We start from the raw sequence: 18,843 nt of genomic DNA on the forward strand, positions 1-18,843 counted from the left end.
GTAAATTGGAACTACGGAGACGATTGCGTGATGCTTATGCTATGCTTATGCATAGCGTGCATTCACGTACTCTCCGTAAAGGCTTTACCAGAGCCATCGCTTGAAGGTAGTGTGAATTGCACGCTACTTTTTTTACCCTTGCCTAACGAAAGGAAACGATTATGGGTAAAGTTCAGATTCTCGCCGTACTGACGATGGACGGATGTCTTTCTTCAGAGTTATATGATAAAGCACATCAGGATTTGTGCCTTGACCGTTGCGGTCTTGATGAAATCAGGGAGAAAGCCCTTTACCATGTCACACCGGACTATTCCATTTCAATGCTGCACGAATGGCGGAAAGACGGTACAAACATTCGTTACCTCGCGGAAGCCACACCAGACACGTCGGACTATATCAACGGACTGCTGCGTATGCACGCTGTGGACGAAATCATACTATACACCGTTCCTTTCATCGCGGGAACAGGACGGCATTTTTTCAAATCGGCTCTGCCGGAGCAACACTGGACGCTTTCCTCCTTGAAAAGCTATTCCAACGGTGTATGTCGCATTATCTATATCCTTGATAAAAAAGCAAGATAGCCAAAATGTGCGGCAAGCATACATTTCTATTTTCAGGAATAGAATAAATGTTCTGATTACAAACAATTTAAGTCGGAGATAATTTGTCCTTGTGAAAAAATATTGAATTTTATGCCTTTGAAATCCAGCACCTTGTAAAATTGAGTGTTGGATTTAATATTTTCTGCCGCGCTTTTTGCCAATTATATTTATGTGCGCACGCAGAAAACAAAGTGTAATTTTCAAAATTGACAGAACCATGAATTATTTCTTGTTGGCGGAAACCGACTTTTTCCGCCTGATAAACGAAGCCGGCGACTGCAATATGGAAACGGCATACACGGCTTTCGCCACCCAAGTGATCGAACTGTGCAACGGCGGCATGGACATGAACCTTACCGTCATCGCGCTTGCCTACATCGAAATCGAGTTGCAGCACCATCCCGTGCGTAATCTGTCAGAAGAAAAAAGAGAGATTGCCGCCTACGTCAGCAAGGCTCTGTCTTTCGTAAGAAAGATGCAGAAATTCCTTGCCACGCCCCAAGTGCCACCACTAATATCCGCCAATAACGCAACAGAAACCACCGCCAGCCTCCTGCAATGGACGGGCAATGCCATCGACCTCGTGGAACTTATCTACGGCATCGACGAGATGGGCTGCATCAACAACGGCAACATGCCGCTCAAACAGCTTGCCCCGCTCCTTTACAAGATATTCGGGGTTGAGTCGAAGGACTGCTACCGTTTCTACACCGACATCAAACGCCGGAAGAACGAAAGCCGCACCTACTTCCTTGACAGAATGCAGGAGAAATTGAACGAGAGGATGCTGCGCGATGATGAGTTGGATCGTATGAGGAGATAAAAAACAAATTCATTAGAATAAATCACATCAATTCAATTCATTATTTTGTTATATTAGAAAAAGATATTAACTTTGCATTGAAATTGATATAGTCATAATTCAGATGAACTCAATACACGATATAACAGACTACATTATCTTACGAGTAAAATCGGAAGATAGATTTGCGTCTTTAATAAATTTAAAGTTGCAGAAGTTATTGTATTATGTTCAAGCATGGTCTTATGGTATCAATAAAAAACCTATGTTTGACGGCGAGTTTGAAGCATGGATTCATGGTCCGGTAAATCGAGAAATCTACAATCGATTTAATTCTACAAAATATCTCTATTCAGAAATCAATATTGATGATTGCATGAATCACAATGTGAGTTTATCATCAGAAGACGCTGAATTTATTGACTTTATATTGGAGAATTATCTTAAATATAGCGGTGCTGAATTAGAACGATTGTCCCACAATGAGATGCCTTGGATTGAAACACGTGGAGATTTAAATGTAAATGAGCGTTGTGACAAGGTTATTACTCCAGAACTAATGATTGAGTATTATGGGAAAAAATGGGAAACTATTAAATCTTAATTCAGATTCTCCTAAATACGGAAACAAATCATTAGTTACCAAAGAACAAGAAAATGAGTTAAAGAGAAGGAAGATAACTTTTTCCTTCTCTTACTTTAAGCAGATACCTAATTTTCAGATTGGAGAGTGTTCTAAGGGATGGCATATTGGGCTTCTTGAACGATTAGGTGCTTTGGGTACTATGACACCGCAAGAAGTATTAGAAGAAAATAGAGGTAGTATTGCATTAAGATGTCATCCAATAGATTGGAGTGCTAAAAACATTCCTATTCAACGAAAAGATTTAGATTGGCTACCAAAAGAAATATTGGACAATGAGACAGATTTTCCAATAATGCAATTTTCGATAACAAAAAGTACGGGGCGTATTGTAGGTTATTTTGATCGGGATTCTTCTATATTTCACATAGTATTATTAGATCCTGAACATAATATACAACCGGCAAAGAAAACTAATTATCAAATACAACCAACTACAAAAGGGTTATCTCAATATGATGATTTATTAAATAAGTTGGAACGAATTAAAAGTATCGTATCAGATTGTTCTGATAAAAAGTGCAAATTGCATTCACATATTAGTGTTATAGAAGAATTACATGACAATATTGTTTATATAGGACTTGATAATGACTTCTATAGCACTTATCAAGAAATCTTAAAGAAAATTCCATTGCAAAAAATTTTGGAAAACGGAATCTTAGTAAGTATGGATAATGCTTAAGTTCTAAAAAAATGAAGAAAGGTTTATGGTAAGCCTTTCTTCATTTTTTTATTTACTTCTGCTGCAACAAATGCTTCAGGTTGTCATCGCCTGCGATGCGCTCCAGTTCATCCTGCACAATCTGCTTCACCTCTTCCTTGATGCGCCGGTAGTTCGCCTGCACCGTTTCCTTCATGTGGTCGTTGCCGTCCTCGTCCGTGAAATCGGTAATGACAGGAATTTTCTTGTAGGCACTTTCCTCCCGTTTGACCTTTTCGGCATCCACCACAATCTCGCAGTGGAAAATCTTCTGCTCGATGCGCTCGTTGAAGTTGTCGGACACAGAACCGACAAACATACCCTGCGTAAGACCGGAAATCTTGCTCGGCGGGATGAGCGCGTCCATCTGCGTGTTGATGGAGGTGGACACGTCCTGCCGGTTGATGGAGATGGACTGCCGTTTCTGCAACACCTTACCGAACCGTTCCGATAGTGTCTTTGCCGTTTCGCCTACCACCTGCCCGGAAAAGATATTGCCGACAGTGTTCATCACCACCTTCGCCTCCTTGTCCCCGTAGTCTCGCACCAACTGGCTGAAATCCTGAAAACCCAGACACACGGCAACCTTGTTGCTTCGGGCGGTAGCTATAAGATTGTCCAGCCCTTTGAAGTATATCGTGGGCAGCTCGTCAATGATGACCGACGACTTCAGCATCCCCTTCTTGTTGATGAGTTTCACGATGCGGGAGTTGTACAATCCGAGTGCCGCCCCGTAGATGTTCTGGCGGTCGGGATTGTTGCCCACGCATAGGATTTTCGGCTCTTCGGGATTGTTGATGTCCAGCGTAAACTCGCTGTCCGACATCACCCAATAGAGCTGCGGTGAAATCATCCTTGAAAGCGGAATTTTCGCCGACGCTATCTGCCCCATGAGCTGCTCCGCAGCCCCTCCGAGCCAAGCGTCCATGAATGGTGAAAGGTAGTTCTCCAGCTCCGGGTAAGAGGTCAGTATCGGAAATATATCCTCGTAACGGCGGTTCAGAAACTCGATGGCATGAGGAAAAGTGCAATACTTCCCGTTCTGATAGATTTTGAGATACCAGATAATGCTGGCAAACAGAATGATAGGAGACTCCACGAAGAAGTCGCCCTGCTTTTGCACCCACGTTTTATTGAGGTTGAGCATTATCGTGTAGGCACTCTCGTAAGCGTCCGTAATATCCTCCATGAAATCCGGGTGAATGGGATTGCAACGGTGTGAACGGCGCGGGTCGTCGAAGTTGATTACATAGAATTTCGGTTTCACCTTGTAGCCCTCCGGGTGGTTCAGCAAATGGTTATAGGCAATAGTGGACAAGTCGCTGAATTTGAAGTCATATACATACATCGAAAATCCCTTTTCAATCTGTTGCTTGATAAAATTGTTTACAACGGCGTATGACTTGCCGCTGCCCGGCGTACCCAACACGATGGACGCACGGAAGGGATTAACCACATTGATCCAGCCGTTGTTCCAGCGTTTCCTGTAATAGAAACGTGTCGGCAGATTGACCGAATACTCGCTTTCGATAAGCCTCGTTTCCTGCATGAAACTCTCGTTCTCGTTGTTGAAAACATCCTCCATCAAATTGTGTTTCAACAGACGGCTCATCCACAGACCTCCCATCAGCAGGCAGACATAGCCCGTTCCAATGGTAAGGACATATAGTCCCGTCACCGCTTCAAGCGGCAGCGGCAGGGGCAGCAACCACCAGTTCAGGAAAAACAGCACGAACCCGACGGCAAATGCTGTCCAGATTCTCCCCCAAGTGATTTTCTCACCCTTGACACCTTTCGTACCCAGACAGGACAGGGCAAGCAAAAGGACGGAAAACAGTTTCGTGTACAGTATGGAATGGAACAACCCCGCCGTGCGGTCGAAGTTCAGAAGGATTTTGTCCACCACGCCGATGTTCACGCCCCACATCCTGATGGCTTCGTAGCAGAACCAGTACACGTTCATGACCACTAAAATGATACTCACGGCACGCAGAAAATCCATGATTTTCGCCAATGCCCTCAAATCGTCTTCTTGTGACATACATTGATTTTTTAATTGTTGATACTCTGATTACATACCCAAGCCCTTGCGCTTTTTCTTCTTTTTGCGCTTCATTGCCCGGATGAAAGCCTCTTCCTCGGCATCGGTCGCCGGACCTTCGGGAGTGAGCAAGCCCATACCGCCCGACATGTCTTCACGGTCGTATGCGGTCTGCCCATATACCTTGTCCGCAACATCCGCCGGGATGGAAAGCGGTATAGGCGGTTGTCCGGCGTATGGCAGTGTGAAGTGTTCCTGCAAGGCATTCGCCGAAAGTTCCTTACCCATGCGCGAACCGTTCAGCACGCATCCCGTGCGGTGGTCGATGAAGGTAGCCCCATAGATGCGCCCTTCCTCTGTGTAGCGCAGCACGGTATCTATGCCCTTCTCTTTGAGCCGGGAAATAAACCTGTCCTTGTCATAAGTGCCTTGCAGCACGGAAAGGACGGTGCGTTTCGTCATGTCTGCCAGTTTCCTGTCCTTGATTTCCGATTTGGAACGGACAAACTTCTTCTGCACGGCTTCATAGCCTGCGGACTTCCCGAAGAGCGAGGACTTGAACGGATTGCCAACTTTGTTACCCCTGTCGTCCGTGACGGAATAGACCAGCCCGTGATACTCCCGTCCGCGCACGTTTCCCCTCGCTTCCTCCACCGTCATATTATATAAGGAAAGGAGCGCACGGTATTCGCCCATCGTCTGGAAGCGGTACTGCCCGTTCAGAGCCTTCACGGTGTTGCCCACCTGCTTTTTCACATCGCCAGCCGATGCATCCACCTTGCGCAACGGGTTATCCAATCCCTGATTTTTTCGTTCTGCCGGATGCAATCCATACTTCTGTTCCAGTTCCCTGCGAATACGGTCGCTGCGGCGGTAGAGAAAATCCCGGTTGAGCCTTTTACCGTTCTCGTCCACGTTGACCGTCACGATGTGCAGGTGGTGGCGGTCGATGTCCTCGTGCTTGAATACAAGATAAGGCTGGTTTCCGAAACCGAGTTTTTCCAGATACTCGCGGGCGATATTCTGCAACTCAATATCGGTCAGCACATCCTCCGGGTGCGGGTTGAGTGAGATATGCACCACCGGCTTCTCGACCTTCATCTGCGGTGGCAGGAAGGTGTGGAAACCCTCCATCGCCTTGCTTATGTCCACCGTTCCCGAACCGTCATTGTAGATGCGGTTGGTGGTGAGAAGCCGCCCCTGCGCCTCGTTAATCTTCTCCCCGTTGTAGGCAATCGCGCCGTACAACGAGTTTCCTACACTGATTTTTGCGACCATTTTGCTTCCATTTCTCTCGACAATTCCACAATCTGACGGCTCAGTTTCACGAGTTCGACGGTGTGTTGCTCCAGCTTGTAGAGCAACGCCATCGCCTTTTTCTCGGAAAAATGCAGCCTCAATTCCTTCACGACTTGGTTGTAATTCGTACCCACGGCGCGGAACTGCGCGTGAAAATCCGACAGCTTGGTGTAGTAGTCCACCAGCGTCTTGTCCACCTTCAGCACCTTGAACGGTTGCCCGAAGAAGTGCGCTTTGAGGAAAACCGACCGTGCATAGACACCCGATTTTCCGAACATGGCGAGGAAACGGTTGTGTTCCTCCTCGTTGAAACGGACGGTGTACCGGTACACCGCCGGATCAAGTTTGGGATTTCTCCCTGCTTTGCTTTTCCTTTTCTCTTTCATATCACTTTGGATTTAGCGGATTGACGGCATAAGCCGCCGCTTCTGTTCACGGCACCGCAGTTCTGAAAGGCTTTCCGACTTCGGAGGGAAAGCCCGTCCCCTGCAAGGGCAAGTGCTTTTCCGGGATGCTCAAATCATTTTGAGCGGCTGAAAAGACATCTTGCTATGTTCAGGTGAACATAAAAATCCGTCAGGGGACGGATTGGGAAAATACCTTTCAGGACTCCGGGCCGCGCGTCATCGGCGAACCCTGCTGTCCGGGTGCAAAGTTACGCCCTTAAAGCGGTATCGGACAGATGCTTGACCCGGTCAATGACTGCCAACCGGCGCAACGTGCCGCCACTTGCCGGAGAAGTGATACAGGTTCCAAAATATACTTGTTTATTTGCAGCATGATTCAAGAAACGAACGATTTGAAGATATGATAAACGGAACATTCAAATACCCGGAAATCCGCTTCTTCGGATACTTGCCGAAACGGATACCCGAACCGTCGGAAACCCGGTTCTCCGACAATTCGGTGACGTATGGATTCAATGACTTCATGACGCAATGTCGTCAATCACCATTTGTCCGACGCACCGCTTCACCACAGAACCGGATACGCGACGACCCGCCTGCGTGTGTAGTCACGGAAGCGGATGGTGCGACAGCCAAATCCGTATGGAAACAGAAAAACAAATCATCAACAATTAAAATAAATGGAACTATGAGTAAGGAAATCTTCGTTGCATTCGCAACACAGAAAGGTGGCATCGGCAAATCCACTGTCACGGCACTTGCCGCCAGCTACCTGCACAACGTGAAAGGCTACAATGTCGCCGTCGTGGACTGCGACGACCCGCAGCACAGCATCCACGGGCTGCGCGAACACGAAATGGGGCTTATCGACAGCAGCACCTACTTCAAGGCTCTCGCTTGCGACCATTTCCGCCGGATCAAAAAGAACGCCTACACCATCGTCAAAAGCAATGCGGTGAACGCCCTCGACGATGCCGAGAGGATGATTGCCACTGAGGACGTGAAACCCGACGTGGTGTTCTTCGACATGCCCGGCACACTCCGAAGCAACGGCGTGATAAAGACGCTCTCGCAGATGGACTACATTTTCACTCCGCTGAGTGCCGACCGCTTTGTCGTGGAGAGTACCCTGAAATTCGTCACGATGTTCCGCGACAGGCTGATGACTACCGGACAGGCGAAAACAAAGGGGCTGCATCTGTTCTGGACGATGGTGGACGGCAGGGAGAGGAACGACTTGTACGGCATCTACGAGGAAGTGATAGCCGAAATGGGCTTTCCGGTACTTTCCACCCGCTTGCCCGACAGCAAGAAGTTCCGCCGTGACCTTTCGGAAGAGCGCAAGAGCGTTTTCCGCTCCACCATCTTCCCGATGGACACGGCACTGCTGAAAGGGAGTGGCATCCGGGAGTTTTCCGAAGAGATAAGCGACATCATCAGACCGCAGTGAGCATGGGCAGCAGGAAAGTGAACACGGAAGGCATCGACGAGGAACTGCTGTTAGCCTCCATCGGGCGGCGCACACAGGACGGGACACTGCGCCCCGCACAGGAAGTACCCGCAGCTGCACCGACCGAAGAGGACACCGCCGCACCGGAACCATCTCCTGTGCAACCCGTAACACGGGAAAAAGCGCAGAGGGAAAGTGGACGCCGGAAAAGGCAGGACGAGGACTACAACGAGCTATTCCTGCGCCGCAACGAGATAAAGACCCGCCAATGTGTCTATATCAGCCGTGACGTCCACGGCAAGATCCTCAGAATCGTGAACGACATCGCCGGAGGGGAAATCTCAGTAGGCGGATATGTGGATACCGTGCTGCGCCAGCATCTGGAACAGCACAAGGAGAGAATCAACGAACTGTACAAGAAACAACGTGAAGATCTGATTTGAAAATGGAAAAAGAAATGACACCGAATGAAAAAAGACCACAGCAAGACTGCGGAGGTATGTTTACCCAAGTGCAGGCGAGTGTGGAAATACTGTCGCCTGTCCCGGTAAGCGGCAAATGCAGTGAGAAGGACTATGAACGCCTGTTCATCCGCGACCCGGAAGTAAAGGCACGTGAGGGGAAGATGGCGTATGTGCGCCCGGAGTACCACGAGCGTATCATGCGTATCACCCGTGTAATCGGGCATGACCGGCTTACGCTGTCCGCTTACATCGACCATGTGCTGACGCACCACTTCAACCAGTGCGAAGATGCGATAAAGAGCCTTTATGCCCGAAATTACAATTCAGTATTCTAACCAAAAACGGAAGGATATGAATTACACAATCAGCATGACAGACATTCTGCTGGCGGTATCGGTCGGCTGCAACCTCTGGTTCCTGTTCCTGCTCCTTTACGAGCGCATCATGGACACGCGGATTGTCCGCTTCTTCAAGGGCATTGTCGGATTATGGCGGTCACTGGACGGGAATGAGGCTAAACGCATAGCGGCACACGAGGAAGTCCCTGCGGAAAAGGCGGACATCATCGGCAAGAGCCGTTTCAGGATGGCATCCACCCGGACAACCGCTGCCATACCGACGCAAGAAGCCGCCACTATTGAAAAAGGCATTGAGCTGTCGGAGGAAGAGGCTACTTTTGACGACGGAAAAACGGGAAACGCATCCCGCCCGGCACAAGTCCCGGAGGAAAAACTCGATGAGACCTTCACGAGCATACCGCCGGAGGAACTGGGATACGGGGACGACGAACCGGAAGAGGACGCCTCGGACACGCCACGGGCTTCGGGCAGCAGCTTTGACGAGATTGACGACGCCTGCAAGACCGCCAAAAACCCGGACGCGACACAGGCGGAACGTGAAAAGGCGGCTAAGGTGTTCACCGACATGGAGGGCACGGAGTTGTACGAGAAAATGATGGAAGGCTCTTCGGAGATAGGCATCCGCATCAAGGGGCTTATCGAGATTCGGCTGAAGAAATCTGAAAAGGAGTTCGTCGTGCCGGACAACATCGAGGAGTTCGACATTCGCAACTATGTATGACAACAATAAAAGAAATGAACATGAAAGAATGACATCAACCCACGCGGCGAGGAAACGCAAGGCGCATCCCCATCCGCAACGGACACGCCCACGTCCGTGGAAACAAACGGGCATCCACTAAAACCAAAGTAAAGAAACAAAGTATCAACCGCCCGACAAAGGACCATCCACCCTTTTGACGGCAAAAAACAAGAACAGTTTATGAACAAGAACATCTTGAAAAACAGAAAAGCAATCCTCTCCGCGGCACTTGTCATCGCCGCAACCGCCTCCGCTTTCGCGCAGGGAAACGGCATCGCGGGCATCAACGAAGCCACCTCTATGGTGAGTTCTTATTTCGACCCCGGAACTAAACTGATATACGCCATCGGTGCAGTCGTCGGGCTTATCGGGGGCGTAAAAGTGTACGGCAAGTTTTCATCGGGCGACCCCGACACCAGCAAGACAGCCGCCTCGTGGTTCGGCGCGTGCATCTTCCTGATTGTTGCCGCCACCATCCTGCGCTCATTCTTCCTTTAATAAATAATGTATGGCTGAATACCCAATCAACAAGGGTATCGGCCGTCCGGTAGAGTTCAAGGGCTTGAAGGCACAGTACCTCTTCATCTTCTGCGGAGGTCTGCTGGCTCTCTTCGTCCTGTTCGTCATCCTCTACATGGTCGGTATCGACCAGTGGATATGTATCGGCTTCGGCGCGGCATCGTCCTCCCTCCTTGTATGGCAGACCTTCGCGCTGAACGCCCGGTACGGTGAACACGGGCTGATGAAATTAGGAGCGGCACGGAGCCATCCCCGATACCTTATCAACCGGCGGCGGATAACCCGTCTGTTCAAACGACAACGAAAGGAAGAAAGACAATGAGGAATACATCGAAAATGACAACACTGGAAAACAGGTTCCCACTTTTAGCGGTGGAGCATGGCTGCATCATCTCAAAGGACGCCGACATCACGGTGGCTTTCGAGGTGGAACTACCGGAACTTTACACCGTGACGGGTGCGGAGTACGAGGCGATACACAGTTGCTGGTGCAAGGCTATCAAGGTGCTGCCGGACTACTCCGTCGTCCACAAACAGGACTGGTTCATCAAGGAACGCTACAAACCGGAGCTTCAGAAGGACGACATGAGCTTTTTAAGCCGCTCTTTCGAGCGTCACTTCAACGAGCGTCCGTACCTGAAACACACCTGCTACCTCTACCTGACCAAGACAACAAAGGAGCGTAACCGGATGCAGAGCAATTTCAGCACGCTGTGCCGGGGACATATCATCCCGAAGGAGCTGGACAGGGAAACCACGACCAAGTTCTTGGAAGCCTGCGAACAGTTCGAGCGCATCATGAACGACAGCGGGCTTGTCAGGCTGCGCCGCCTCTCCACCGATGAGATTGTGGGTACTGAGGGAAAGACGGGACTTATTGAACGCTACTTCTCGCTCATGCCGGAAGGTGACACCACCTTGCAGGACATCGAGCTTTCGGCAAGGGAGATGCGCATCGGCGACAACCGCCTGTGTCTGCACACCCTCTCCGACGCGGAAGACCTGCCGGGCAAGGTGGCTACCGACACCCGTTACGAGAAGCTCTCCACCGACCGGAGTGACTGCCGACTGTCATTCGCCTCCCCGGTGGGGCTTCTGCTCTCCTGCAACCATATCTACAACCAGTATGTGCTGATAGACAACAGTGAGGAAACCTTGCAGAAGTTCGAGAAGTCCGCCCGTAACATGCAGTCGCTATCTCGCTATTCAAGGAGCAACAGCATCAACCGCGAGTGGATAGACCAATACCTGAACGAAGCCCATTCCTACGGACTGACCTCGGTACGGGCACACTTCAACGTCATGGCGTGGAGCGACGATGCGGAGGAACTGAAGCATATCAAGAACGACGTGGGCAGCCAGTTGGCAAGCATGGAATGCGTGCCGCGCCACAACACCATCGACTGCCCGACACTCTACTGGGCGGCGATACCCGGCAATGCGGCGGACTTCCCGGCGGAAGAGAGTTTCCACACCTTCATCGAACAGGCGGTGTGCCTGTTCACAGAGGAAACCAACTACCGCAGCTCGCTCTCGCCCTTCGGCATCAAGATGGTGGACAGGCTCACGGGAAAACCGCTGCACCTTGACATCTCCGACCTGCCCATGAAGCGAGGTATCACGACCAACCGCAACAAGTTCGTGCTGGGTCCTTCGGGCAGCGGCAAGTCTTTCTTCATGAACCACCTCGTGCGCCAATATTATGAGCAAGGCGCACATGTGGTATTGGTGGACACGGGAAACTCCTATCAGGGCTTGTGCGGCATGATCCGACGCAAGACAGGCGGAGCGGACGGTGTGTATTTCACCTACACGGAAGATAAGCCCATCAGCTTCAACCCGTTCTACACCGACGATTACATCTTCGACGTGGAGAAGAAGGACAGCATCAAGACCCTGTTGCTGACGCTCTGGAAGTCGGAGGACGACAAGGTGACAAAGACGGAGAGCGGCGAGCTGGGCAGTGCCGTGAGTGCCTATATTGAGCGCATCCAATCCGACCGTAGCATCGTGCCGTCGTTCAACACCTTCTACGAGTATATGCGTGACGACTACCGCAAGGAACTGGCACAGCGTGACATCAAGGTGGAGAAGTCCGACTTCAACATCGACAACATGCTCACCACCATGCGGCAGTATTACCGGGGCGGGCGTTACGATTTCCTGCTCAACTCCACGGAGAACATCGACCTGCTCGGCAAGCGGTTCATCGTCTTCGAGATAGATTCGATTAAAGAAAACCGCGAACTGTTCCCCGTCGTGACCATCATCATCATGGAAGCCTTCATCAACAAGATGCGGCGGCTGAAAGGCGTGCGGAAACAGCTTATCGTGGAAGAGGCTTGGAAGGCCCTCTCATCGGCGAACATGGCTGAATATCTGCGCTATATGTATAAGACGGTCAGAAAATATTACGGCGAGGCAATCGTGGTGACGCAGGAGGTGGACGACATTATCAGTTCTCCGGTGGTCAAAGAGAGCATTATCAACAACTCGGATTGTAAAATCCTGCTTGACCAAAGGAAATATATGAACAAGTTCGACCAGATACAGGCGTTGCTCGGACTGACGGAAAAGGAGAAGTCGCAGATACTCTCCATCAACATGGCGAACAACCCTTCACGGCTCTACAAGGAGGTGTGGATAGGCTTGGGCGGCACGCAGTCGGCGGTCTATGCCACGGAGGTCAGCGCGGAAGAGTATCTGGCGTACACCACCGAGGAAACGGAAAAAGTGGAGGTTTACCGTCTGGCGGAGAAGCTGGGCGACGACATCGAAGCCGCCATCCGGCAGCTTGCCGAAAGGCGGAGAAACAAGGAATAACTAAAAAACAGAATGTATCAACCAAAAAAGAAAAACGCGTATGAATTTACCAAAAGTGAAAATGCTGCAAGTCAGCAAGTGCCTTATCGGATTGGCGGTCATGATGCTGCAATCCTGCGACGTGGCCGACAACCGCCGCGACATGCTGTGCGGGAACTGGGAGAGCGTGGAGGGAAAACCTGACGTGCTTATCTACAAGGAGGGCGAAGCCTACAAAGTGACGGTGTTCCGTCGTAGCGGTCTGCGCCGCAAGCTCAAGCCGGAAACCTATCTCTTGCAGGAGGAGAACGGCAACCTGTTCATGAACACCGGCTTCCGCATCGACGTGTCCTACAACGAGGCCACGGATGTGCTGACTTTCTCGCCAAACGGGGACTATGTGCGGGTGAAGCCGCAGCCGGGACATCCGACCGAAGAATAACAACCACTAAAATCCAAAGTAACATGAGAACAAGAATAACAATGATTATCTGCCTGTGCCTGCTTTTCGCGGGCAGGGCAAGCGCACAGTGGGTCGTAAGCGATCCGGGCAATCTAGCGCAGGGCATCATCAATGCCTCCAAAAACATCATCCATACCTCCAAGACCGCCACGAACATGGTGAGCAACTTTCAGGAGACGGTGAAAATCTATCAGCAGGGCAAGAAGTATTACGATGCCCTCAAATCGGTGAACAATCTGGTCAAGGACGCCCGCAAGGTGCAGCAGACCATCCTGATGGTGGGCGACATCACAGACATCTATGTGAACAGTTTCCAACGGATGCTCCGTGACGGGAATTTCAGACCCGAAGAGCTTTCCGCAATCGCTTTCGGCTACACGAAACTGCTGGAGGAAAGCAACGAAGTGTTGACGGAACTCAGGAACGTGGTGAACATCACCACGCTCTCCATGACCGACAAGGAGCGCATGGACGTGGTGGAACGCTGCCACTCGAAGATGAAGCGTTACCGCAACCTCGTGAGCTACTACACGAACAAGAACATCTCCGTGAGTTACCTGCGTGCGAAAAAGAAGAACGACCTCGACCGCATCATGGGGCTGTACGGGAACATGAACGAAAGATACTGGTAGCCTATGAAGTTCGACAACCTTCATCAGATTTTACGTTCACTTTATGAGCAGATGATGCCGCTGTGTGGGGACATGGCTGGTGTGGCGAAAGGCATCGCCGGGCTGGGTGCGCTGTTCTACGTCGCCTACCGGGTATGGCAGTCGCTGGCGAGAGCTGAACCGATAGACGTATTCCCGATGCTCCGTCCTTTTGCCATCGGTCTGTGCATCATGTTCTTCCCGACTGTGGTGCTGGGCACGATAAACAGCATCCTCTCACCCGTCGTACAGGGCACGGCAAAGATGCTGGAGGCGGAAACGCTGGACATGAACCGATACCGGGAGCAGAAGGACAAACTGGAATACGAGGCGATGGTACGCAACCCCGAAACCGCCTACCTCGTGTCCAACGAGGAATTTGACAAGCAACTGGAGGAACTCGGCTGGTCGCCCTCCGACATGGTGACGATGGCGGGAATGTATATCGACCGGGGAATGTACAACATGAAGAAGAGCATCCGCGACTTCTTCCGCGAGATACTCGAACTGCTGTTCCAAGCCGCCGCCCTCGTGATAGACACCGTCCGCACCTTCTTTCTCGTGGTGCTGGCGATTCTCGGTCCGATAGCCTTCGCCCTGTCGGTATGGGACGGTTTCCAAAACACGCTCACGCAGTGGATATGCCGCTATATACAGGTCTATCTGTGGCTACCGGTATCGGACATGTTCAGCACCATACTGGCGAAGATACAGGTTCTGATGCTGCAAAACGACATCGAGCGGATGCAGGCAGACCCGAACTTCTCGCTGGATTCGAGCGACGGGGTGTATATCGTATTCCTCTGCATCGGCATCATCGGCTACTTTACCATTCCCACCGTTGCGGGCTGGATTATCCAAGCCGGAGGCATGGGCGGTTACGGTCGCAACGTGAACCAGATGGCGGGACGAGCCGGAAGCATGGCGGGCAGCGTGGCGGGTGCAGCCGCAGGAAACGCAGTCGGACGTGTCGGCAAATTGCTGAAATAATCAATGTGCAATCATAAATTGGAAAATATAAATGGAATTCAAATCACTTAGAAACATCGAATCGTCGTTCAGGCAGATACGCCTGTTCGGTATCGTCTTCCTCTCGCTGTGCGCCGTGGTGACGGTGTGGAGCGTGTGGAACTCCTACCGTTTCGCAGAGAAGCAACGGGAGAAAATCTATGTGCTGGACAACGGCAAGAGCCTGATGCTCGCCTTGTCTCAGGATTTGTCGCAGAACCGCCCGGCGGAGGCACGGGAACATGTGCGCCGTTTCCACGAGATGTTCTTCACGCTATCACCTGAAAAAAGCGCGATTGAACACAACGTGAAACGTGCCTTGCTGCTGGCGGACAAGAGCGTGTACCACTATTATTCGGACTTCGCGGAGAAGGGGTACTACAACCGCATCATCGCCGGGAACATCAACCAAGTGCTGAAGGTGGACAGCGTGGTGTGCGACTTCAACGCCTATCCCTACCGTGCCGTGACCTACGCCACACAGAAAATCATCCGGCAGAGCAACGTCACCGAGCGCAGCCTCGTGACCACCTGCCGCCTGCTGAACGCATCGCGGTCGGATGACAACCCGAACGGTTTTACCATCGAGGGTTTCACCATCATTGAGAACAAGGATTTACAGACTATCAAACGGTAACAGGACATGAAAAGTATCAGAAAATCAATGTGGGGCATGTATTGGAAACTCCACGACAAACGGAAACGCTTGGCGGCAAGTCTCAAAGGGTATCTGGACGGCTTGCCGCCGGAAACACGCCGCCGCATCGTGCTGGGGATGTTCGCCGCCTTCGCGGTGCTTGCCCTTTACACCTTCGGCAGAGCCGTCTATGACATCGGCAGGAACGACGGCTCACATATGGAAACGGGACACGCCGGACGGGTGGAACTGCCGACCCCGGCGGAAACAGGCAATCACTTAACACCTTATTTATATGGAACAGACAAAGAATGAACCGACGAAAGAGAACAAAGCTGCTCCCGAAACGGGGAAACCGAAAAAGGAGCGCGAACCGCTGACAGAGGCGCAACGGCTGAAACGGCAGAAGATGATCGTGCTGCCCGCTATGGTGTTGGTGTTCATCGGGGCGATGTGGCTGATATTCGCCCCGTCCTCCGGCAAGGAGCAACCGCCGGGAACGGACGGATACAACACCGAGATGCCCGACGCTGACAAGGCGAACCGGCAGATTATCGGCGACAAGCTGAAAGCCTACGAGCATGGGGAGATGGAAGAGCGTCAGGAGAGCCGCAACCGTGCCATCGGGCAGCTGGGCGACATGTTCGACCGCGAGATAGCGGGAACGGAGAACGGAGTGGACTTCGACCTCGCCAATCCGGGCGGCAAGGAAGAAAGGGCAAAGCCAGCCACGCCGCAGACCATCCAGTCCTCCGCAGCCGCCTACCGTGACCTGAACGCCACGCTCGGAAACTTCTACGACCAGCCGAAAAACGACAATGCGGAGATGGACGAATTGTTGGAGCGCATCGCATCGCTGGAGTCGGAACTGGAAAGCGAGAGGGGCAAGGCTTCCTCTATGGACGAGCAGGTGGCTCTTATGGAGAAGTCCTACGAGCTGGCGGCAAAGTACATGGGCGGTCAGAACGGAGGACAGCCATCGGCGGAACAGAGGGCAGAGCCAACTACCGTGCAGAAAGGGAAGAAGAACAAGGCAATGCCTATCAGACAGGTGGAGCATCAAGTAGTTTCTTCACTCTCACAGCCTATGAGTAACGCGGAGTTTGTCGCCGCCTTATCGCAGGAACGCAACCGGGGTTTCAACACGGCTGTCGGCACGGCGGAGGTATTGGACAGGAACACCATACCGGCGTGCGTGCATGGGGCGCAGAGCGTGACGGACGGGCAGACGGTAAGGCTGCGCCTGCTGGAGCCTATGGCGGTGGCAGGCAGGACAATACCCCGGGGTGCGGTGGTGGTCGGCACGGGCAAGATACAGGGTGAGCGGCTCGACATCGAGATTACCTCGCTGGAATACGACGGCACGATTATCCCCGTGGAGCTTGCGGTCTATGACACGGACGGACAGCCCGGCATCTTCATCCCGAACTCGATGGAGATGAACGCCGTCCGGGAGGTCGCCGCCAACATGGGCGGCTCGCTGGGAAGCAGCATCAACATCTCCACCAATGCCGGGGCGCAGCTCGCCTCCGACTTGGGCAAGGGGCTGATACAAGGCACGAGCCAGTACATCGCCAAAAAGATGCGAACCGTCAAGGTGCATCTGAAAGCCGGGTACAGGGTCATGCTTTACCAAGAAAAATATTGAAAACAATAAAAATTACCACTAAAATCCAAAAGTAATGAGAAAAGTAATCATCATGTTTGCCCTCGCTATGGGCATCATAACTGCCAACGCGCAGGAGAATGTAACCGTTGAAACGACCAACGGAAGTGAACAACCGACCTTGACGAAGGAGGTCTATCCGCAGAAGGAGGCGGACGGCGACCTATATCACGGGCTGTCACGCAAGCTGACCTTCGACCGCATGATACCGCCGCACGGTCTGGAAGTGACCTACGACAAGACCGTCCACGTCATTTTTCCGGCGGAGGTGCGCTATGTCGATTTAGGCTCGCCCGACCTGATTGCCGGGAAAGCCGACGGAGCGGAGAACATCATCCGTGTGAAGGCTACCGTAAGGAATTTTCCCAACGAAACGAATATGTCCGTCATCACGGAGGACGGCAGTTTCTACACCTTCAACGTGAAGTACGCCGCCGAACCGCTGTTGCTCAACGTGGAGATGTGCGACTTCATCCATGACGGCAGCACGGTGAACCGCCCGAACAACGCGCAGGAAATCTATCTGAAAGAGCTGGGCAGCGAAAGCCCGATGCTGGTGCGCCTTATCATGAAGTCCATCCACAAACAGAACAAGCGCGAGGTGAAGCATATCGGCTGCAAGCGTTTCGGCATCCAATACCTGTTGAAAGGCATCTACACGCACAACGGCTTGCTTTATTTCCACACGGAGATAAAGAACCAGAGCAACGTGCCTTTCGATGTGGACTACATCACTTGGAAAATCGTGGACAAGAAGGTTGCGAAGCGTACTGCCGTGCAGGAGCAGATTATTCTGCCGCTCCGCGCGCAGAACTACGCCACCCTCGTGCCGGGCAAAAAGAGCGAGCGCACGGTCTTCACGATGGCGAAGTTCACCATCCCCGATGACAAGTGCCTCGTGGTGGAATTGAACGAGAAGAACGGCGGCCGTCACCAGTCCTTCGTGATTGAGAACGAGGATTTGGTACGCGCGGGTACCATCAACGAACTTCAAGTACGCTGACCATGAGAAAGTACATCGCAATAATCATCGCGTCGCTTGCCCTTTTTACAGGGCAGGCGCACGCCCAGCGGTGTCTGCCGAAGATGCAGGGCATCGAGGTGAGGGCGGACATGGCGGACGGCTTCAATCTCGGCGGCAAGGACGGCGGGTACAGCTTCGGGGCGGCTCTCTCCACCTACACGAAGAAGGGGAACAAGTGGGTGTTCGGTGGCGAATACCTGTTGAAGAACAATCCCTACAAGGACACCAAGATACCCGTGGCGCAGTTCACGGCGGAGGGCGGCTATTACTTCAAGATACTGTCGGACGCCCGAAAGATTGTTTTCGTCTATGCCGGGGCTTCGGCTCTCGCCGGATATGAGGCGGTAAATTGGGGGAAGAAGGTGCTGCATGACGGCTCCACGCTGCACGACCGGGACGCCTTCATCTACGGCGGTGCGCTGACGCTCGATGTGGAGTGTTACGTGGCAGACCGTATCGCCCTGCTTGCCAACCTGCGGGAGCGTTGCCTTTGGGGTGGCGACACACGGAAGTTCCACACGCAGTTCGGGGTCGGTATCAAGTTCATCATCAACTGACA

The 18,843-nt window shown here is 51.9% G+C and carries 22 protein-coding genes; 19 read left to right on the forward strand and 3 right to left on the reverse strand.

Annotation, left to right across the window (positions count from 1 at the left end):
• Window positions 1-161 precede the first annotated feature (161 nt).
• The 4 genes from BACSA_RS12760 to BACSA_RS12775 all read left to right on the forward strand — a co-directional run bounded on the left by BACSA_RS12760 (window position 162) and on the right by BACSA_RS12775 (window position 2,735).
• The gene (locus BACSA_RS12760; RefSeq protein WP_005861687.1) at window positions 162-584 is read left to right on the forward strand and encodes a dihydrofolate reductase family protein; all 423 of its coding nucleotides are present in this window, start codon (window positions 162-164) and stop codon (window positions 582-584) included.
• A 238-nt stretch (window positions 585-822) separates the two neighbouring features.
• Complete coding sequence (locus tag BACSA_RS12765) at window positions 823-1,428, forward strand: RteC domain-containing protein (RefSeq protein WP_005861685.1); 606 nt, start codon at window positions 823-825, stop codon at window positions 1,426-1,428.
• A gap of 103 nt (window positions 1,429-1,531) precedes the next feature.
• Complete coding sequence (locus tag BACSA_RS12770; protein WP_004293873.1) at window positions 1,532-2,011, forward strand: Panacea domain-containing protein; 480 nt, start codon at window positions 1,532-1,534, stop codon at window positions 2,009-2,011.
• On the forward strand, window positions 1,980-2,735 hold the full coding sequence (locus BACSA_RS12775) for a hypothetical protein (RefSeq protein WP_004293874.1): 756 nt from the start codon (window positions 1,980-1,982) through the stop codon (window positions 2,733-2,735). Before BACSA_RS12770 ends, BACSA_RS12775 begins: the two co-directional genes overlap by 32 nt.
• A 52-nt stretch (window positions 2,736-2,787) precedes the next feature.
• Here BACSA_RS12775 and mobC read toward each other — a convergent pair whose 3' ends face one another.
• The 3 genes from mobC to mobA are packed head-to-tail and all read right to left on the reverse strand — an operon-like array spanning window position 2,788 to window position 6,479.
• A complete protein-coding gene (gene mobC / locus BACSA_RS12780) occupies window positions 2,788-4,794 on the reverse strand; it encodes a conjugal transfer protein MobC (protein WP_005861683.1) in 2,007 nt (668 codons plus the stop codon).
• A 30-nt stretch (window positions 4,795-4,824) separates the two neighbouring features.
• Window positions 4,825-6,072: a conjugal transfer protein MobB gene (gene mobB, locus BACSA_RS12785; protein WP_005861681.1), complete on the reverse strand. Its 1,248-nt coding sequence runs from the start codon at window positions 6,070-6,072 to the stop codon at window positions 4,825-4,827.
• A complete protein-coding gene (mobA, locus tag BACSA_RS12790) occupies window positions 6,051-6,479 on the reverse strand; it encodes a conjugal transfer protein MobA (RefSeq protein WP_004312006.1) in 429 nt (142 codons plus the stop codon). Before mobA ends, mobB begins: the two co-directional genes overlap by 22 nt.
• A gap of 421 nt (window positions 6,480-6,900) precedes the next feature.
• Between mobA and BACSA_RS12795 the strand changes: the two genes are divergently transcribed.
• The 15 genes from BACSA_RS12795 to BACSA_RS12865 all read left to right on the forward strand — a co-directional run bounded on the left by BACSA_RS12795 (window position 6,901) and on the right by BACSA_RS12865 (window position 18,841).
• Window positions 6,901-7,950, forward strand: coding sequence for a ParA family protein (locus BACSA_RS12795; RefSeq protein WP_004291492.1), 1,050 nt, complete (start codon window positions 6,901-6,903; stop codon window positions 7,948-7,950).
• A gap of 2 nt (window positions 7,951-7,952) precedes the next feature.
• The gene (locus BACSA_RS12800) at window positions 7,953-8,393 is read left to right on the forward strand and encodes a DUF3408 domain-containing protein (protein WP_004291503.1); all 441 of its coding nucleotides are present in this window, start codon (window positions 7,953-7,955) and stop codon (window positions 8,391-8,393) included.
• A 2-nt stretch (window positions 8,394-8,395) separates the two neighbouring features.
• Complete coding sequence (locus tag BACSA_RS12805) at window positions 8,396-8,749, forward strand: DUF3408 domain-containing protein (RefSeq protein ID WP_004291505.1); 354 nt, start codon at window positions 8,396-8,398, stop codon at window positions 8,747-8,749.
• A gap of 16 nt (window positions 8,750-8,765) precedes the next feature.
• Window positions 8,766-9,494, forward strand: a complete 729-nt coding sequence (locus BACSA_RS12810; protein WP_004304280.1) for a hypothetical protein — start codon at window positions 8,766-8,768, stop codon at window positions 9,492-9,494.
• Window positions 9,495-9,695: 201 nt separating this feature from the next.
• Window positions 9,696-10,013 (forward strand): DUF4134 domain-containing protein, encoded by a 318-nt coding sequence (locus tag BACSA_RS12815; RefSeq protein WP_002560983.1) that lies wholly within the window; start codon window positions 9,696-9,698, stop codon window positions 10,011-10,013.
• Window positions 10,014-10,023: 10 nt separating this feature from the next.
• Complete coding sequence (locus BACSA_RS12820) at window positions 10,024-10,356, forward strand: DUF4133 domain-containing protein (protein ID WP_004291514.1); 333 nt, start codon at window positions 10,024-10,026, stop codon at window positions 10,354-10,356.
• Entirely contained in the window at window positions 10,353-12,857 is a 2,505-nt protein-coding gene (locus tag BACSA_RS12825) for a TraG family conjugative transposon ATPase (protein ID WP_004291515.1), read from the forward strand. The genes BACSA_RS12820 and BACSA_RS12825 overlap by 4 nt, the downstream gene beginning before the upstream one ends.
• 40 nt (window positions 12,858-12,897) lie before the next feature.
• Window positions 12,898-13,278, forward strand: coding sequence for a DUF3876 domain-containing protein (locus tag BACSA_RS12830; protein WP_004291516.1), 381 nt, complete (start codon window positions 12,898-12,900; stop codon window positions 13,276-13,278).
• 23 nt (window positions 13,279-13,301) lie between these two features.
• Window positions 13,302-13,931, forward strand: coding sequence for a DUF4141 domain-containing protein (locus tag BACSA_RS12835; protein WP_004304283.1), 630 nt, complete (start codon window positions 13,302-13,304; stop codon window positions 13,929-13,931).
• A gap of 3 nt (window positions 13,932-13,934) precedes the next feature.
• Window positions 13,935-14,939 (forward strand): conjugative transposon protein TraJ, encoded by a 1,005-nt coding sequence (gene traJ / locus BACSA_RS12840; RefSeq protein WP_004291518.1) that lies wholly within the window; start codon window positions 13,935-13,937, stop codon window positions 14,937-14,939.
• A 31-nt stretch (window positions 14,940-14,970) separates the two neighbouring features.
• Window positions 14,971-15,594 carry a conjugative transposon protein TraK gene (gene traK, locus BACSA_RS12845; RefSeq protein WP_004291519.1) on the forward strand — a complete coding sequence of 208 codons (624 nt, stop codon included), beginning with the start codon at window positions 14,971-14,973 and terminating at the stop codon, window positions 15,592-15,594.
• A 27-nt stretch (window positions 15,595-15,621) separates the two neighbouring features.
• Window positions 15,622-15,909, forward strand: coding sequence for a TraL conjugative transposon family protein (locus BACSA_RS12850; RefSeq protein ID WP_018697145.1), 288 nt, complete (start codon window positions 15,622-15,624; stop codon window positions 15,907-15,909).
• Window positions 15,890-17,242 (forward strand): conjugative transposon protein TraM, encoded by a 1,353-nt coding sequence (gene traM, locus BACSA_RS12855; RefSeq protein ID WP_004291521.1) that lies wholly within the window; start codon window positions 15,890-15,892, stop codon window positions 17,240-17,242. Before BACSA_RS12850 ends, traM begins: the two co-directional genes overlap by 20 nt.
• A gap of 34 nt (window positions 17,243-17,276) precedes the next feature.
• Window positions 17,277-18,263 (forward strand): conjugative transposon protein TraN, encoded by a 987-nt coding sequence (gene traN, locus BACSA_RS12860; RefSeq protein WP_004291522.1) that lies wholly within the window; start codon window positions 17,277-17,279, stop codon window positions 18,261-18,263.
• Between the two features lie 2 nt (window positions 18,264-18,265).
• Window positions 18,266-18,841: a conjugal transfer protein TraO gene (locus tag BACSA_RS12865; protein WP_004291523.1), complete on the forward strand. Its 576-nt coding sequence runs from the start codon at window positions 18,266-18,268 to the stop codon at window positions 18,839-18,841.
• Window positions 18,842-18,843 lie beyond the last annotated feature (2 nt).

Source organism: Phocaeicola salanitronis DSM 18170 (genome assembly GCF_000190575.1).
Classification (GTDB): Bacteria; Bacteroidota; Bacteroidia; order Bacteroidales; family Bacteroidaceae; genus Phocaeicola; species Phocaeicola salanitronis.

What these genes read in the sequence shown, in the direction of transcription:
- traN (WP_004291522.1), top strand. Translation starts at nt 17,277, where the DNA reads ATGAGAAAAGTAATCATCATGTTTGCCCTCGCTATGGGCATCATAACT.
- BACSA_RS12825 (WP_004291515.1), top strand. Translation starts at nt 10,353, where the DNA reads ATGAGGAATACATCGAAAATGACAACACTGGAAAACAGGTTCCCACTT.
- BACSA_RS12815 (WP_002560983.1), top strand. Translation starts at nt 9,696, where the DNA reads ATGAACAAGAACATCTTGAAAAACAGAAAAGCAATCCTCTCCGCGGCA.
- BACSA_RS12835 (WP_004304283.1), top strand. Translation starts at nt 13,302, where the DNA reads ATGAGAACAAGAATAACAATGATTATCTGCCTGTGCCTGCTTTTCGCG.
- traJ (WP_004291518.1), top strand. Translation starts at nt 13,935, where the DNA reads ATGAAGTTCGACAACCTTCATCAGATTTTACGTTCACTTTATGAGCAG.
- BACSA_RS12810 (WP_004304280.1), top strand. Translation starts at nt 8,766, where the DNA reads ATGAATTACACAATCAGCATGACAGACATTCTGCTGGCGGTATCGGTC.
- BACSA_RS12830 (WP_004291516.1), top strand. Translation starts at nt 12,898, where the DNA reads ATGAATTTACCAAAAGTGAAAATGCTGCAAGTCAGCAAGTGCCTTATC.
- BACSA_RS12770 (WP_004293873.1), top strand. Translation starts at nt 1,532, where the DNA reads ATGAACTCAATACACGATATAACAGACTACATTATCTTACGAGTAAAA.
- mobC (WP_005861683.1), bottom strand. Translation starts at nt 4,794, where the DNA reads ATGTCACAAGAAGACGATTTGAGGGCATTGGCGAAAATCATGGATTTT.
- BACSA_RS12800 (WP_004291503.1), top strand. Translation starts at nt 7,953, where the DNA reads ATGGGCAGCAGGAAAGTGAACACGGAAGGCATCGACGAGGAACTGCTG.
- BACSA_RS12765 (WP_005861685.1), top strand. Translation starts at nt 823, where the DNA reads ATGAATTATTTCTTGTTGGCGGAAACCGACTTTTTCCGCCTGATAAAC.
- BACSA_RS12805 (WP_004291505.1), top strand. Translation starts at nt 8,396, where the DNA reads ATGGAAAAAGAAATGACACCGAATGAAAAAAGACCACAGCAAGACTGC.
- traM (WP_004291521.1), top strand. Translation starts at nt 15,890, where the DNA reads ATGGAACAGACAAAGAATGAACCGACGAAAGAGAACAAAGCTGCTCCC.
- BACSA_RS12760 (WP_005861687.1), top strand. Translation starts at nt 162, where the DNA reads ATGGGTAAAGTTCAGATTCTCGCCGTACTGACGATGGACGGATGTCTT.
- BACSA_RS12775 (WP_004293874.1), top strand. Translation starts at nt 1,980, where the DNA reads ATGGGAAAAAATGGGAAACTATTAAATCTTAATTCAGATTCTCCTAAA.
- mobB (WP_005861681.1), bottom strand. Translation starts at nt 6,072, where the DNA reads ATGGTCGCAAAAATCAGTGTAGGAAACTCGTTGTACGGCGCGATTGCC.
- BACSA_RS12850 (WP_018697145.1), top strand. Translation starts at nt 15,622, where the DNA reads ATGTGGGGCATGTATTGGAAACTCCACGACAAACGGAAACGCTTGGCG.
- BACSA_RS12795 (WP_004291492.1), top strand. Translation starts at nt 6,901, where the DNA reads ATGATAAACGGAACATTCAAATACCCGGAAATCCGCTTCTTCGGATAC.
- mobA (WP_004312006.1), bottom strand. Translation starts at nt 6,479, where the DNA reads ATGAAAGAGAAAAGGAAAAGCAAAGCAGGGAGAAATCCCAAACTTGAT.
- traK (WP_004291519.1), top strand. Translation starts at nt 14,971, where the DNA reads ATGGAATTCAAATCACTTAGAAACATCGAATCGTCGTTCAGGCAGATA.
- BACSA_RS12865 (WP_004291523.1), top strand. Translation starts at nt 18,266, where the DNA reads ATGAGAAAGTACATCGCAATAATCATCGCGTCGCTTGCCCTTTTTACA.
- BACSA_RS12820 (WP_004291514.1), top strand. Translation starts at nt 10,024, where the DNA reads ATGGCTGAATACCCAATCAACAAGGGTATCGGCCGTCCGGTAGAGTTC.